This is a genomic window from Haloplanus salinarum (assembly GCF_009762275.1).
Taxonomy (GTDB): domain Archaea; phylum Halobacteriota; class Halobacteria; order Halobacteriales; family Haloferacaceae; genus Haloplanus; species Haloplanus salinarum.
This window is the reverse complement of record NZ_CP034345.1, coordinates 3,202,574-3,214,874: the sequence shown is the minus strand read 5'-3', so window position 1 is coordinate 3,214,874 and position 12,301 is coordinate 3,202,574. Positions and strand designations below refer to the sequence as shown.

General features: G+C 68.1%; 11 protein-coding genes and 1 pseudogene. 6 read left to right on the top strand and 6 right to left on the bottom strand.

The features are described from left to right. Positions 1-7: 7 nt before the first annotated feature. Positions 8-1,276 carry an MFS transporter gene (locus tag EI982_RS17765; protein WP_157691276.1) on the bottom strand — a complete coding sequence of 423 codons (1,269 nt, stop codon included), beginning with the start codon at positions 1,274-1,276 and terminating at the stop codon, positions 8-10. A gap of 137 nt (positions 1,277-1,413) precedes the next feature. Here EI982_RS17765 and EI982_RS17760 point away from each other — a divergent pair, with 137 nt between their 5' ends. Further along, complete coding sequence (locus tag EI982_RS17760) at positions 1,414-1,875, top strand: bifunctional nuclease family protein (RefSeq protein ID WP_157690958.1); 462 nt, start codon at positions 1,414-1,416, stop codon at positions 1,873-1,875. Between the two features lie 71 nt (positions 1,876-1,946). Then, on the top strand, positions 1,947-2,420 hold the full coding sequence (locus EI982_RS17755; RefSeq protein WP_157690957.1) for an acyl-CoA thioesterase: 474 nt from the start codon (positions 1,947-1,949) through the stop codon (positions 2,418-2,420). On the opposite strand, the pseudogene EI982_RS19260 reads toward EI982_RS17755, so the two are convergent. Continuing rightward, positions 2,400-2,647 (bottom strand): annotated as a pseudogene (locus EI982_RS19260) (ATPase domain-containing protein); the annotation flags it as partial. The gene EI982_RS17755 and the pseudogene EI982_RS19260 overlap by 21 nt on opposite strands. A 158-nt stretch (positions 2,648-2,805) precedes the next feature. Here EI982_RS19260 and EI982_RS17750 point away from each other — a divergent pair. Continuing rightward, entirely contained in the window at positions 2,806-4,299 is a 1,494-nt protein-coding gene (locus EI982_RS17750; RefSeq protein ID WP_157690956.1) for a PAS domain-containing protein, read from the top strand. On the opposite strand, the gene EI982_RS17745 is transcribed toward EI982_RS17750, so the two are convergent. Next, positions 4,296-4,754, bottom strand: coding sequence for a DUF7992 family protein (locus tag EI982_RS17745; RefSeq protein WP_157690955.1), 459 nt, complete (start codon positions 4,752-4,754; stop codon positions 4,296-4,298). The genes EI982_RS17750 and EI982_RS17745 overlap by 4 nt on opposite strands. A gap of 119 nt (positions 4,755-4,873) precedes the next feature. Here EI982_RS17745 and EI982_RS18565 point away from each other — a divergent pair, with 119 nt between their 5' ends. Beyond that, positions 4,874-5,038: a hypothetical protein gene (locus tag EI982_RS18565; protein ID WP_199243685.1), complete on the top strand. Its 165-nt coding sequence runs from the start codon at positions 4,874-4,876 to the stop codon at positions 5,036-5,038. Between the two features lie 4 nt (positions 5,039-5,042). Next, positions 5,043-5,327, top strand: a complete 285-nt coding sequence (locus EI982_RS17740) for an amphi-Trp domain-containing protein (RefSeq protein ID WP_157690954.1) — start codon at positions 5,043-5,045, stop codon at positions 5,325-5,327. A 54-nt stretch (positions 5,328-5,381) separates the two neighbouring features. Here the strand turns inward: EI982_RS17740 and EI982_RS17735 are convergent, their stop codons facing one another. After that, positions 5,382-6,752, bottom strand: a complete 1,371-nt coding sequence (locus EI982_RS17735; RefSeq protein ID WP_199243684.1) for an aryl-sulfate sulfotransferase — start codon at positions 6,750-6,752, stop codon at positions 5,382-5,384. A gap of 114 nt (positions 6,753-6,866) precedes the next feature. On the opposite strand from EI982_RS17735, the gene ileS reads away from it, so the two are divergent. Further along, positions 6,867-10,058: an isoleucine--tRNA ligase gene (gene ileS, locus EI982_RS17730; protein WP_157690952.1), complete on the top strand. Its 3,192-nt coding sequence runs from the start codon at positions 6,867-6,869 to the stop codon at positions 10,056-10,058. Positions 10,059-10,081: 23 nt separating this feature from the next. Here ileS and EI982_RS17725 read toward each other — a convergent pair whose 3' ends face one another. Continuing rightward, entirely contained in the window at positions 10,082-10,336 is a 255-nt protein-coding gene (locus tag EI982_RS17725) for a hypothetical protein (protein WP_157690951.1), read from the bottom strand. A gap of 92 nt (positions 10,337-10,428) precedes the next feature. Further along, on the bottom strand, positions 10,429-12,276 hold the full coding sequence (locus tag EI982_RS17720) for a UDP binding domain-containing protein (RefSeq protein ID WP_233255332.1): 1,848 nt from the start codon (positions 12,274-12,276) through the stop codon (positions 10,429-10,431). Positions 12,277-12,301 lie beyond the last annotated feature (25 nt).

Below are 12,301 nucleotides of genomic sequence, written 5' to 3'. Positions count from 1 at the left end.
GGCGTCGTCAGTCCCCGGGCGACCACGGCCAGTCGACGGTCCGCTGGGGGTCACCCGTCTCGCCGACCTGCGTGCTCACGAGCACGAGCGCGAGCGTCGCGAGCATCCCGGCCGCGAGGAAGGGAACGGCGAACCCGAACCGCTCCAGATAGCCCGAGGCGAGGGGGCCGATGGCGACGCCGAGGCCGAAGGCCATCGTCAGCACGGAGAGGGTGGTCCCCGATTCGCCCTCGCGGGCCAGGTCGCCGGCGACGGCGAGCGACGGGGCGAAGACGAGGGCCACGGCGACGCCGAGCAGGAAGCGGGTGACCGTCATCGGCGCCGGGGAGAGGACGTAACCCTGGGCGACGGTGGTGGGGACGAGCAGACAGAAGCCCGCGAGGAGGAACGGGCGGCGCCCGTAGCGGTCGGCGGCCCGACCGATCGGGATCTGGAAGGCGACGTTGGCGAGGGTGACGGCGCCGAACTGGAGGCCGAACCAGAGCGTCCCCTGCCCGAGTCGCTCGTTGATCCGGCCTTCGAGGGTGGCGAACATGGCGATACAGATCCCCATGGCGACGGTGCCGAGACCGAGGGTGAACACCGGATCGAGGAGGCGGTCGTCGCCGCGGACGGCCACGGAGAGGTCGTCGCTCGCGGCCGTCTCCGGGCGTTCCGGATCGGAGACGAACGCCCAGACGGTCAGGAAGCTGACCGCGGCGCCGGCGACGGCGACGGCGAAGGCCGCGTCGAAGCCCCGGGCCTCGACGACGAGACCGGCGACGATCGGACCGAACCCGAAGCCGATCAGCCGGAAGGTGTTGAACACGCCGAAGTTGCTCCCGCGGTCGTGGCCGGTCGCGAGTTCGTTCACCAGCGCCACGGTACAGGGGATGGTGAAGGCGGCGCCGACCCCCTGGAGAACCCGCAGGAGGACCACGAGCCAGTACGACGAGACGAGGGCGTAGGCGCCGCTCGCGGCGCCGAGCAACAGGAGGCCAAAGAGGATGAAGGCGCGCCGCCGGCCCGTCCGGTCGGAGAGGCGGCCGGTGAACGGCTGGGCGAGGCTGTTCAGGAAGCCGAAAAGCGAGAGGACGATGCCGACGAGCAGGTACTCCGTGATCGTCAGCGACGCGCCGAGCAGCGACACCCGGGCCCCGACGAGCGACTCGATAGGCACCTGGCCGCTCGCCAGATACAGCGGGAGGACGACGATCAGAAAGGAGTTGCCGACGGCGTCGGCCATCCGCGCCAGGCCGAGCGCGAACACGCGGCGGTCCAGATCCAGCAGCCCCATCTCGTCTCCGGGTTTGCCACCCACGTACCTCACGGTTGCGCTCCCGATCCGGGGCGACCGTCGTGGACGCACGCCGGTGATCGTGCCCCGGATCGTGGGCCCGTAGCTATTCATACTCCGCGCACGAACGTCGGGGCATGGAGCACACCGCCGAGGTGACCGGCATCGGGGTGGGCACGAGCGACGACGGGTCGAACGTCCCCGCCGTCCTCCTCGCCGCCAGATCGGAGTATCTCCCCATCGTCATCACGGCCGACCAGGCGCGCGCGATCCAACTCGGACTGTCGGGGGAACCGTTCGAGCGCCCGCTCACCCACGACCTGCTCGTCGAGATGCTCACGGAGTTCGGTGGCGCCGTGGACGGCATCCGGATCGACGACCTCGCGGACGGTACCTTCTACGCCAAGGTTGACGTCGAGCGGTACGACGAGGGCGAGGCGCGGAAGTTCGTCTTCGACGCCCGCCCCAGCGACGCCATCGCGCTCGCGGTCCGCGTCGACTGTCCGATCACCGTCAGCGACGCCGTCCTCGACCGGGCCGGCCGCCCGGAGGACGAGTTCGAACCCGAGCGCATCGACGACTTCGACGAGGAGCCCTGATCCGGGCCCCGCGGCGCGGTCGCACCGACGAATCGAGGGGACTTTTCACGGCCCCGACGCACCCACACGCCATGACCGCGACGCTGGCGGAGTCCCACACCGAGATGACGGAGATCGTCCTCCCCAACGACACGAACACGCACGGGCGGGCGCTCGGGGGTGCCGTGCTGCACTGGATGGACGTCTGTGGCGCCATCGCGGCGATGCGATTCGCCAACGAGAAGGTCGTCACCGCGTCGATGGAACACGTCGACTTCAAGAGCCCCATCGACCTCGGCGAGGTGGTCGTCGTCGAGGCGTACGTCTACGGGACGGGAACCACGAGCATCGAGGTGAACGTCGAGGTGCGCGCGGAGAACCCCCAGCAGGACACCGAGCGCGACACCACCTCCTCGTTTTTCACGTTCGTCGCGGTCGACGACGACGGGGATCCCACGTCGGTGCCCGACCTCGACTGCCCGACTGAGGCCGAACGACGGCTGCGCGACGCCGCCCTCGACGACCGGCAGACGCAGTTCGAACGGCTCGTCGAGCGGATGGCGTGACCACTCGTCGAGGAGTTCCGGCGTCCCGCCCGGGATGCCGCGCATCCGGGTGAGGGGGTCGCCGACGCGGATGCCGTCGCCGGTGATGTCGAACTCCCGGAGCGTCCGCTCGAAGTCGCTCGTGCGCTGTTTCAGGACACCGATGGCCTTCCGGAGTTCGCCCTGAACTTCGGGGTAATGTTGTCGGCGGGGTAGCTGCTGTTCCCCTGGGTGGCGACGAACCCGCCGTGCAGGACCCCGTCGACCGCCGGCTGACCGACGCCATGGATGCCCCGATTCGGGCGGACGGGGGATAAGCGACAGCCGTCGTGACAACGAACGGTCAGAAGCCAACCCTTACGGGCAAGTGGCCCGGAGGGGGGACGCCACGGCCCTATCGGGATACATGTCACGGGAACAGGCGGATGGAGCGATCGAAGGGGGCGACGACACCCGTCCGAGCGTCGACGAGCCACGGGTGTTGTTGCTCATGGCTCCGGGTCGCAACCGTGACCTCCTGGTCGAGACGCTCGGTCGTCGCTACCGGGTCGAGACGACGACCGACCCGACGGCGCTGGAGACGCCCTTCGACTGCTGTGTGTTCGACCGACAGGGGCTCGACCGAACCGAGTTTTCCCGGATCGCCGACCTCGTCGAGACCGGCCGCGAGACGGGGAGTGCCTTCCTACCGTTCGTGTTGCTGGTCCCGGCCGAGACCGCCGATTCGGTGGGGACGGCCGTCTGGGACTACGTCGACGACGTGATCGAACTCCCGGTCGAACGGGCGGAACTCCTCTCCCGGATCGACAACCTGATCCAGCGACGACGGACCGCCGTCGAACTCGAATCCCGGTCCCGGAAGCTGGAGGAGACGGTCGCCGAACTCCGTCTGAAGGAGCGCGCGATGGACAGGGCACCGGTCGGGATCACCATCACCGACCCGTCGCGGGACGACAACCCGATGGTCTACGTCAACGATCGGTTCCAGGAGCTGACCGGCTACGACGCCGAGGAGGTACTCGGGCGGAACTGTCGGTTCCTGCAGGGCGAGGACACCGACCCGGAGACGCGTCGCCTGCTCCGGGAGCGGATCGACGCCGAGCAGCCGGTGTCGGTCGACATCGTGAACTACCGCAAGAACGACCAGCGGTTCTGGCAGAAACTCGACGTCGCTCCCGTCCGCGACGAGGACGGGCGCGTCGTGAACTTCGTCGGGTTCCAGACCGAGATCACCGACCGCAAGATCCGGGAGCGACGCCTCGAGGTGCTGAACCGCGTCCTCAGCCACAACCTGAAAAACAAGATGAACCTGATCGAGGGTCACGTCGCGTTGCTCCGCGAGGAGCTGGACCGCGACGGCTCGCTCGACTCGCTCGGGGTGATCGAGCGAGCGGCGAACGACCTCATGGCGCTCGGGGAGTCGGTGCGCCGGATCGACCGGATCATCTCGACCGCCAAACCCGCGGACGAACCGGTCTCCCTACGCGAGCGGATCGAGCAACTGGTGAGCGTCCTGCGGGACCGCTATCCGACGGCGACGTTCGACGTGACGCTCCCCGACACCACCTGCGACGTCGCAGTCGGGGGGTTGACAGCGGCCCTGGAGGAGGCGATGGAGAACGCCGTCCGGCACAACGCCGAGGACGCGCCCGCCGTCGAGGTCCGGGTCGACTCCCGGGACGAGGGGTGGATCGATATCGAAATCGAGGACGACGGGCCGGGCATCCCGGAACGTGAAGTCGAGGTGCTCGAAGGCGGCGAGAGCCCCCTGAACCACGCCGAACGGCTCGGCCTCTGGCAGATCCACTGGATCATCACCAAGGCCGGCGGGGAGTTCTCCGTGCGCGACGCGGAGTCGGGGGGAACCGTCGTCACGCTCTCGGTTCCGTGTCGCGACTAGTCGAAATCGGGGAGGTCGTCCGGCGCCTCGTACTCCGTCTCCCACTCGATGTACTCGTCGAGTAACACGTCACACACGGTCTGTCCGAGTTCGGTCATCGCGGCGTTGATGCCCGAGACCGTCCCCCACGAGTCCAGATCGGGGTGGTACTCGCGTTCCTTCCAGTCCTCGGGAATGCCGGGGGCGTGGTAGCCGACCCGTTCCGCGAAGGAGTCCCAGAAGAAGTCGAACCGGCGGAGCAGCCCCAGGTCCGTGACGATCCCGAACTCCCGTTCGTCGAGGTCGGTCGTCTCGGCCCACGCGCCGAAGGCCTCGGCCCACGCTCCCTCCCGGAGCAGGGCCTCGATCTCCTCGCGCTTGTAATCCGTATCCCCGACCACGTCCGCGTCATCGTACTCGTTCGGATCGGTCTCCTCGAGTTCGGGCGGGTCGGGTACGGCGACGTCGAGCGACATGGCCCCAGTTCGTCGCCCGCGGCGATAAAGCCTCGGCGCGTGCGCGACGGACGGTCGTCGCGCGGTGACCGCAACTGGAACCGCGACCTTTTTGTTTTAGGTTTGCCTAAAGGCTCTCGATGGACGCACGCACCCAGTCACACGCCGAGCCATCGTCGGGTCCGGCGGCCGCCGCCCCCGAGATAGCCGTCTGTGAGAGCGGCCCGGGCACGGCCGTCTTCCTCGAATCGGGGAACACGGACGGATGGATCGCGAGCGACGTGACCGTCGACGTCCGTCGGTGAACCCATGTCCGAATCGGATACCGAGAAGACGACGATCAGAACCGGTCGCGAGTTCGAACAGGAGTACCGCCTCGACGCCGACGAGGCGGGACGGTTCCTGATCGACCTCGGCGAACAGCTCAGGGACGGCGACGAACTGAAAATCGAGACCGACGAGTGGGAACTGCCCTTTGCCTTCGGCGAACCCGTGTGCCTCGACGTCGACTTCGACGGCGTCGGGGAGCCGGAACTCGAAATCGAACTGGAACTGCCGGGACGAACGGACGAGAGCGCCCCCGACGTCTCGTAGATCCAGCGGTCGAGGGGTCCCCGCTCTTTCTTTCGAAGCTACCCGAGAGACGGCTCAGCCGTCGCCGGAGAGCCACGCGGCGACCGCATCGCCCCACCGCCAGTGGACCTCCGCCGTCAGCCACGTCGCCCCGACACAGGCGGCGAGGACCGTGGTGAGAAAGCCCCACGGCGAGATCCAGACCGGGCGGAACCACGGGGCGCGGTGGGCCCACCAGGTCGCGATCGCCGTGCCGACCCCCGCGGCGGGCGTGTCGTCGGTGACCCGGTCGAGCCACGCCTGCGGGGTGGTCCGCCCGGCGCCCGGCGACTCGCCGGCGCCGTCGTGGACGGCGTAGCGCCCCGTCGCGTTCAGTTCCTGGACGGTCGGCCCGTTCGACCCGTCGCCGGTGCCGAGGCGCTCGGCGTCGTAGGGCGCCCAGGTGGCGTAGAACTCCCAGACCACCTCCCCGGTCGGCGTCACCTCGATCACTCGATGGCCGAGGCTGTCGACGACGAGCGTGTTGCCGTTCGGGAGGCGGTCGGCGTCCCGTGGCCACGTGAGGTTGCCCGTCAGCGTCCACGTGCGGTTCCAGGTGCCGTCCTCCCGGGCGTACTCGACCACGCGGTCGTTCTCGCTGTCGGCGACGAGTATCGTCGGGCCGTCCGGCCCGCGCAAGTAGTCGGGGTTGTGCTGGGCGTGTAGGACGTCCGTGTTCCCGTCGCGTCCCAGACGCATCTCGACGTCGCCGGTGGTGCGGTTGATGAGCAACACCTGATCGAAGTTGCGCGGTGAGACCAGCAGGCGGTCCTCGCCGACCGGATCGACATCGTTGACGTGGGTCCAGTCGTCGTCGACGCCGCCGTCGGTGTCGGCGGGGAAGTGGTCGGCGAAGCGCCACTCCCGGGTCACCTCGCTTCGCGACCGGTTCCAGACGACGACCCGGTCGCCGCTGGTGCCGTTCTCGACGTCCGTGCGCATGTGGGCGACGACCAGCCGGCCGTCGTCGAGTCGGTCGACGTCGTGCGTGTCGGTGAAGGGGAGCCGTTCGGTCCAGACGCGCTCACGGGTCTCGCGGTCGAGTTCGTAGACGAGCGTCTCGCCGTTCCGCGGGCTCACCACCAGCAGGTTGCCGTTGGGGAGCGGGTCGACGTCGAAGAACCAGCCGCCGACGCCGTCGCCGTGGTCGCCCTCGTACTGCCACCGGAGGCCGCCGTCGGGGTCGACCGAGAGGAGCCGTGGCGGCCGCGAGCGGTCGAACTGCCCGGCGAAGTGGACCCCTTGCGTGCTGATCACCGTCGCGTTCGCCGGTTCGCGCTCGACGGTTCCGGGTCCGAGCGAGCCGTCGTCGACGGGGTCGTACGCGAGCGACGAGCCGACCGAGACGAGCACCAGGAGGAGGAAGACGAGCGCGAACGCCGGACGGGGACGGATTCGACTGTCCACGCGGGCCGTGCGAGCGGTCTGCACCTGAATCCTGTGTTTCGTCGGCGCGACCGGGATCCGACGGACGTGACGCCCGACCACCGTTTTGATATACGCGCGGAAACTGGGACGGGTATGGACGACGTCAGCGACCAGTACGCCCCCGAGGACGTGGAGGCCTCGGTCAACGCCTACTGGGACGAACACGACGCCTACGAGGCGGCGAAGGAGGCCCACGCGGACGACCCGCCTTTCTTCTTCGTCGACGGCCCGCCGTACACGAGCGGACAGATGCACCTCGGCACGGCGTGGAACAAGACGCTGAAAGACGCCATCATCCGGTACAAGCGGATGGCAGGCCACGACGTGACCGACCGGCCCGGCTACGACATGCACGGCCTCCCCATCGAGGTGAAAGTCGAGGAGGAACTCGGCTTCGACTCCAAGAAGGACATCGAGGAGTACGGGATGGAGGCGTTCATCGAGGAGTGCAAGTCCTTCGCCGAGCGCAACCGCGAGAAGATGGACGAGGACTTCCAGTCCATCGGCGCGTGGATGGACTGGGACGATCCCTACCGGACCGTCTCGCCCGAGTACATGGAGGCGACGTGGTGGGCGTTCAAGCGCGTCCACGAGAACGGCCTCGTCGAGCGCGGCAAGCGGGCGATCAACCAGTGTCCCCGGTGTGAGACCGCCATCGCCGACAACGAGGTCGAGTACCACGAGATCGAATCCCCCTCCATCTACGTCCGGTTCCCCCTCAGCGACCGCGAGGGATCGCTCGTCGTCTGGACGACGACGCCGTGGACCATCCCGGCAAACGAGTTCGTCGCCGTCGACGCCGAGATGACATACCGGGCGGTCGACGCGACGCGGGACGGCGAGACCGACCGCCTCTACGTCGCCGCTCCCTGCGTCGAGGACGTCCTCCGCGAGGGGCGCTACGACGACTACGAGGTGATCGAGGAGCTACCCGGCGAGGAACTCGTCGGCTGGACGTACGACCACCCACTCGCCGAGGAAGTGCCCGACAACCCCGACGTCGAGGGAACGGGACAGGTGTACGCCGCCGACTACGTCGAGGCCGACCGCACGGGGCTGGTCCACTCCGCGCCCGGACACGGCGAGGTCGACTTCGAACGCGGACGGGAACTCGGGGTGCCCGTGTTTTCGCCCGTCGCCGGCGACGGCACCTTCACCGAGGAAGCCGGGAAGTACGCCGGACGGTTCGTCCGCGACGCCAACGACGACATCATCGCCGACCTGGACGCGAACGGGTACCTGCTGGCGTCGGGCACCACCACCCACCGCTACGGGCAGTGCTGGCGGTGTGACACCGACATCGTCTATCTCGCCACCGACCAGTGGTTCATCACGGTCACCGATATCAAAGACGAACTACTGGAGAACATCGAGGACAGCGAGTGGCACCCCGAGTGGGCCCGGGACAACCGGTTCCGTAACTTCGTCGCGGACGCCCCGGACTGGAACGTCTCCCGACAGCGCTACTGGGGCATCCCCCTCCCCATCTGGGTGCCCGAGGACGACCCCGATCCGGACGCCGAGGACATCCTCGTGATCGGGACGCGGGAGGAACTCGCCGAACGCGCCGATGGGGACCTCGACCCCGAGACGATCGACCTCCACCGGCCGAGCGTCGACCCCGTCACGATCACCGAGGACGGCGTCACCTACGAGCGCGTCCCCGACGTGTTCGACGTGTGGATCGACTCCTCGGTGGCGACGTGGGGCACCCTCGGCTACCCGGGTAACGAGGACGACTTCGAGGAGCTCTGGCCCGCCGACCTCATCGTCGAGGCCCACGACCAGACGCGTGGCTGGTTCTGGTCGCAGCTGGGGATGGGGACCGCCGCCCTCGGAGAGATTCCCTACGACGAAGTCGTCATGCACGGCTTCGCCAACGACAGCGAGGGTCGGAAGATGTCGAAGTCCCTCGGCAACATCGTCACGCCCCAGGAGGCCATCGACCGCTACGGGCGCGACCCGCTCCGGGCTTACCTCATGAGCCACGACCAGCACGGGGCCGACCTCTCCTTCGAGTGGGAGGGACTCGCGGAGACCCAGTCGACGCTCAACATCTTCTGGAACGTCTTCCGGTTCCCGCTCCAGTACATGGCGCTCGACGACTACGACCCCGCCGAGGCGGACCTCTCGGACGGGGAACTGACCGTCGTCGACGAGTGGGTGCTCTCGCGCCTCCAGTCGGTGAAAGCCGAGGTGGAGGCGGCGTGGGACGAGTACGCCGTCCACGACGCCTGCAACGCCGTCCTCGACTTCGTCACCGAGGACGTCTCCCGCTTCTACGTCAAGGCGATCCGCGAGCGGATGTGGGAGGAGGCGGACTCGGCGTCGAAACGCGGCGCCTACGCGACGCTCGCGACCGTCCTCGACGAGACGATCCGCCTGCTCGCGCCCATCACGCCCTACATCGCCGAGGAGATGTACCGGACGCTCGACGGGCGCGCGACGACGGTCCACCAGCTTTCCTACCCGACGGTCGACGGGACTCACCACGATCCGGAGCTGGAGCGGAACGTGGCGGTCCTCCGGGCGGTCGAGGAGGCGGCGGCCAACGCCCGACAGCAGGGCGGGCGCAAGCTCCGCTGGCCCGTCCCGCGGGTGCTCGTCGAGAGCGACGACGGGTCGGTCCGCGAGGCCGTCGACTCGCTGTCGACCCTGCTCGGCGAGCGGGTGAACGCCCGATCCATCGAGGTGACCGACTCGTTCGACGAACTGATCGAGCGCGCCGAACCGGAGATGGGCGTGATCGGCCCCGCATTCGGCGGCGACGCACAGGAGGTGATGGCCGCCGTCGAGGGGCGCCGCCGCGAGGAACTGGAAGCCGACGCCGACGGCCAGACCCCCTACGCCGTCACGCTCGACGGCGAGCGCTACGACCTGACGGGGGAGATGGTCTCGTTCCGCGCCGAACCCCCGGAGAACGTCGCCGGCGCCGACTTCGAGGTGACCGACGACGGCGACCGGACCGGCGGCACCGTCTACGTCGACACCTCGCTGACCGAGGATATCGAGGCGGAGGGGTACGCCCGCGACGTGGTGCGCCGGATCCAGGAGATGCGCAAGCGACTCGACCTGGACGTCGACGAGCGCATCCGCACCCGGATCGACGTCGACGACGACCGCGTGGCCGCGTTCGTCGACGAGCGGCGCGACCTCATCGCCGAGGAGACTCGGACCGCGGAGTTCGACGCCGACGCCGACGACCTGACCGAGGAGTGGGAGGTCGAGGGCGTCGCCGTCACCATCGGCATCGCGCGGGTCGAAGCCGAACAGCGGGCCGCATAAGGGCCGCCTTTCCTCCCTCGCCGCTACGCCCAGTAGAGCAGATAGAGGAGGTACAGGCTCGACGCGACCACGACGAGGCCGACCAGCGCGAACCCGACCGCGGCCACGGTCGAGACGGCGAACGCCGCGAGTTGGATCGACTGGAGGCCGACGAGGGCGGCGAACGCCGCCAGGAGCGTCCAGCAGACGGTGCCGAGGAGGGACCGCCCCGCAGTCCGGAGTTCGTCGCGAACGATGGCGCGGATCCGGTTCTCGCGGGGTTCGTCGGAGGGGACCATGGGAAGCAGTCGTCCCCGATCCTCCCTCAACGTGTCGGTGAGCCGTCCCGAGGCCGGACCGTACGGACCCCCCGAACGGCAGCGGGAGCCGCCTACCAGGTCAACCCCTCGTACGTGAGCCCGTCGCGGCGCTCGACGACCCGCCGGCCGTCGATCACGACGTCGCCGCTCATCAGGTCGAACTCCCGGTCGAGGTCGGCGAACTCGGGCCAGTCGGTGACGACGAGCGCCGCCGCCGCGCCCGAGAGCGTCGGCGACGCCGAGGCGAGGTACTCCACGTCCGGGAACCGCTCCCGCATCGCATCGGCCGCCCCCTGGTTCGGATCGTAGGCGATCACCTCCGCGCCACGGTCCTTGAGTCCCTCGATGATCGGGACGGCCCGGGAGTTGCGGATGTCGTCGGTGCCGGGCTTGAAGGCGAGGCCGAGGACGGCCACCCGCTCGCCCGCGACGTCGACGTGGGTATCGAGCAGGTCGAGCATCCGTTCGGGCTGGCGGTCGTTCACGTCGATGGCCGCCTGGAGGAGTTCGGGTTCGTACCCCCGGTCGCGGGCGGCGGCGACGATGGCCGCCACGTCCTTCGGGAAGCAGTTGTGAACGACGAGGCCGTCGGTCGTCACGAACGTGTGGTTGTCCGCGACTTCCAGCGAGTAGACGTCGACCGCGGCCTCCCGAGTCGAGACTCCGCTCACACTCACGGTCGTGTGCCGTCCGCCGTCTGTGTAGCCGGTCGGAGCGATCTGTCGGTCGTAACTCGCGAGTCGCTCCTCGATCCGCTTCCGCTCGGACGGGAGAAACATCCCAGCCAACTCGGCTATCTGTCGTTCCGAGCTCACCCTGAGGAAATGAGCCGGTGTCGTCGATTTCTTGGACTGTGATGTCTTGTAGCTCGGAACGATGCCGAGACTGTGCAGGAGGAACTGCATTCCCTGGATCAACTCCTCGCTAACCGAACCGTAGTCGTAGACGACGGCGTTCGAGTGGTTCGTGTATTCGACGTAACCGTCACCACGAAACAGTCCCGACAGGAGTGCTCGCCGGTTCGCCTCACGCTCCCGATACGCCGGATCCGGGATCCGTGCGGAGTACGAACCCGTCCCACAGCCGAGTCGTTCGAGGAAGTGGGCGAACACGCGACTCGAAACCTCGACGTGGGTTGCCGTCTCCTGTGTGTCCGTCCGGTACCGGATACCGAGTGCATCGAGGTAAGACGCCACATCCGAGACGTACTCCTGCTCGTCGGTCGGATGAAAGCTCAGAAAGACACGTTTCCGAGGGGTCGATCCGTTACCCGACTCGTCGGTGTGGATGTGTCCCTCACTGAGGTAGTAGCCGATGAACCGCCAGAACCGCTCGTCCGCGGGGATGACGGCGGGAACGTACGTCTGCCCGCCGCCGACGGTCGTATACAGGGCGACATCGTTCCGGTCGAAAGGGAGTCGAGCCTCGAATTCGAGGAACACGTCGAGTGGGATGTAGTCGTTCCGGATGAACTCGTGGACCCTGTCGTAGTCGAACCGTCCGTTGTACTCGTCGAGACACTCCCGGACCCGTTCTGCAACCGACTCCGCCTCGAACGACACTTTGAGATACACCGAGTCGTCGTCGAATTCGGTCGCCTCCGCAACGAAGTCGATGAGGTCGAACGATCCGACCGGATCGGCCGGCAAACCCGACTGGACGGGGAGCGCATCACCCTCGTCGATCCTGTGTGCTTGTCGAACGACCGACGAATCGTCGTCGACGACGACCATGGGGTGGTCGTGGGTGACGGTTACCTCCTTGTTCATCCTCGTCTCAATTGTGTGTAGCGTTCCATCGTACCGACGGCGAGTCGCGGCCACGACGGGCTTGAACTCCACGTCGCCGTCAGCGTAACTGAGCACGGACACGTCGTCCACCGATCCGTCGGCCACGTACTGGTCGAAGAAGTCGGCCAGCGTGAGGAGCGTCGTTCCATCGTCA

Coding starts and splice junctions, on each gene's coding strand:
- EI982_RS17750 (WP_157690956.1), top strand. CDS start 2,806: ATGTCACGGGAACAGGCGGATGGAGCGATCGAAGGGGGCGACGACACC.
- EI982_RS17725 (WP_157690951.1), bottom strand. CDS start 10,336: ATGGTCCCCTCCGACGAACCCCGCGAGAACCGGATCCGCGCCATCGTT.
- EI982_RS17740 (WP_157690954.1), top strand. CDS start 5,043: ATGTCCGAATCGGATACCGAGAAGACGACGATCAGAACCGGTCGCGAG.
- EI982_RS17765 (WP_157691276.1), bottom strand. CDS start 1,276: ATGGGGCTGCTGGATCTGGACCGCCGCGTGTTCGCGCTCGGCCTGGCG.
- EI982_RS18565 (WP_199243685.1), top strand. CDS start 4,874: ATGGACGCACGCACCCAGTCACACGCCGAGCCATCGTCGGGTCCGGCG.
- EI982_RS17755 (WP_157690957.1), top strand. CDS start 1,947: ATGACCGCGACGCTGGCGGAGTCCCACACCGAGATGACGGAGATCGTC.
- EI982_RS17745 (WP_157690955.1), bottom strand. CDS start 4,754: ATGTCGCTCGACGTCGCCGTACCCGACCCGCCCGAACTCGAGGAGACC.
- ileS (WP_157690952.1), top strand. CDS start 6,867: ATGGACGACGTCAGCGACCAGTACGCCCCCGAGGACGTGGAGGCCTCG.
- EI982_RS17760 (WP_157690958.1), top strand. CDS start 1,414: ATGGAGCACACCGCCGAGGTGACCGGCATCGGGGTGGGCACGAGCGAC.